Annotated in this window: 1 protein-coding gene; it reads left to right on the top strand. The window is 62.0% G+C overall.

Annotated features, from left to right (window positions below; translation table 11 throughout):
- Positions 1-179 precede the first annotated feature (179 nt).
- Entirely contained in the window at positions 180-1,823 is a 1,644-nt protein-coding gene (locus tag VN004_RS02335; protein WP_325606630.1) for an acyl-CoA synthetase, read from the top strand.
- Positions 1,824-2,024 lie beyond the last annotated feature (201 nt).

The raw sequence follows: 2,024 nt of genomic DNA, 5'->3' as shown, positions 1-2,024 counted from the left end.
TTTACTGGATGCCCCGCCTGCGCGGGGCATGACAGGTAATGAGCGACGCGAAACCCTCCCCAACCCTCCCCCCGCAGGGGGAGGGAGCTCGCACATCGTGCCCGCAATTGATGTGCCGCAATTGATCCGCTGCATCGCGCTTCCTATTGTTGTTTCCGACCGAAAGGGAGGCAACAACAATGGCGAAAACGCCCCAGGACCTGACGCCGTATGATATCGATCTCGATCGCAATCCGGCGAATTTCCAGCCGCTGACACCGCTGCAATTTCTGGAGCGCGCGGCGAGCACCCATCCCGATCACACGGCGATCATCCACGGAAAGCTGCGGCGCAATTACCGCGATTTCTACGCCCGCGCCCGCCGGCTCGCTTCCGCGCTGGCAAAGCGCGGCATCAAGCGCGGCGACACGGTGTCGGTCGTGCTCGCCAACACGCCTGCGATGCTGGAATGCCATTACGGAGTGCCGATGACCGGCGCCGTGCTCAACACCATCAACACGCGTCTCGACGCCGCGGTGAATGCCTTCACGCTCGACCATGCCGAAACCAGGGTGCTGATCGTCGATCGCGAGTTTTCCGGCGTGATGAAGGATGCGCTTTCGCGCGCCAAGGTGAAGCCGCTGGTGATCGATTACGACGATCCCGAATATGACGGCAGTGGCGAACGCATCGGCACCATCGAATATGAGGATTTCCTGAAGGAGGGCGATCCGGATTTCGCCTGGAGCATGCCGGGCGACGAATGGGACGCGATCGCGCTGAATTACACATCGGGCACCACCGGCGATCCGAAGGGCGTGGTCTATCACCACCGCGGCGCCTACCTCCTCGCAACCGGAAACGTCGTCACCTGCGGCATGACCCGGCACCCGGTCTATCTGTGGACCCTGCCGATGTTTCATTGCAACGGCTGGTGCTTCCCCTGGTCGATCTCGATCCTCGCCGGCACCCATGTCTGCCTGCGCCAGGTCCGCGCCGCGGCAATGTACGATCTCATCGCCACGCACAAGGTGACGCATCTGTGCGGCGCGCCGATCGTGATGGCCACGCTGCTCAATGCGCCCGCGCACGAGAAGAAACCGCTGCCGCATGTGGTCGAGTTCTTCACCGCTGCGGCGCCGCCGCCGGAGGCGGTGCTTGCAGGGATGAAGGACGCGGGCTTCAACGTCACGCATCTTTACGGCCTGACGGAATGCTACGGTCCCGCCGTCGTCAACGACTGGCATGACGCATGGGATGCCCTGTCGCCGGCCGAACAGGCCGCCAAGAAAGCGCGGCAGGGCGTGCGCTATGTCGCGCTGGAAGCGCTCGACGTCATGGACCCCGAGACCATGCAGCCCGTGGCGCGCAACGGCGCGGCCATGGGCGAAGTGATGATGCGCGGTAATGTCGTGATGAAGGGTTATCTGAAAAACCCGTCGGCATCGGCCAAGGCCTTCGCCGGCGGCTGGTTCCACACCGGCGATCTCGGCGTGATGCATCCCGACGGATACATCCAGCTCAAGGATCGCTCCAAGGACATCATCATCTCGGGCGGCGAGAACATCTCGTCCATCGAGGTGGAGGATGCACTGTACAAGCACCCCTCCGTGCAGGCCGCGGCAGTGGTCGCGAAGCCGGACGAGAAATGGGGCGAGACGCCATGCGCCTTCGTCGAACTCAAGCCCGGCGCGAGCGCGAGCGCGGACGATCTGATCGGCTGGTGCAAGCAGAATCTCGCCGGCTACAAGGTGCCGCGTCACATCGTGTTCCGCGAATTGCCGAAGACCTCGACCGGCAAGATCCAGAAATTCCGATTACGCGACATTGCGAAAGACGTGTAACCGGACGTTAAGGTAACCATTCTGTTTCAGCGTCATCACGACGCGCGATTGCTTATATGCGGCCGTGACTCTCGTATTGCGTTAATGTTGCAGCAAAGGCGATGCGGTAAGGCTTCGTCGAATTGCGGCCCGCTTCCTTTTTTGTGTCAGCTTTCCAGCACAGTGATGAGGAAGCGTTACGGATAGGCGAAGCGCGCCATG

Origin of the sequence: Pseudorhodoplanes sp., from assembly GCF_035565855.1 — a bacterium.
Taxonomy (GTDB): Bacteria; Pseudomonadota; Alphaproteobacteria; order Rhizobiales; family Xanthobacteraceae; genus Pseudorhodoplanes.
This window is presented reverse-complemented; position numbering and strand designations above follow the sequence as displayed.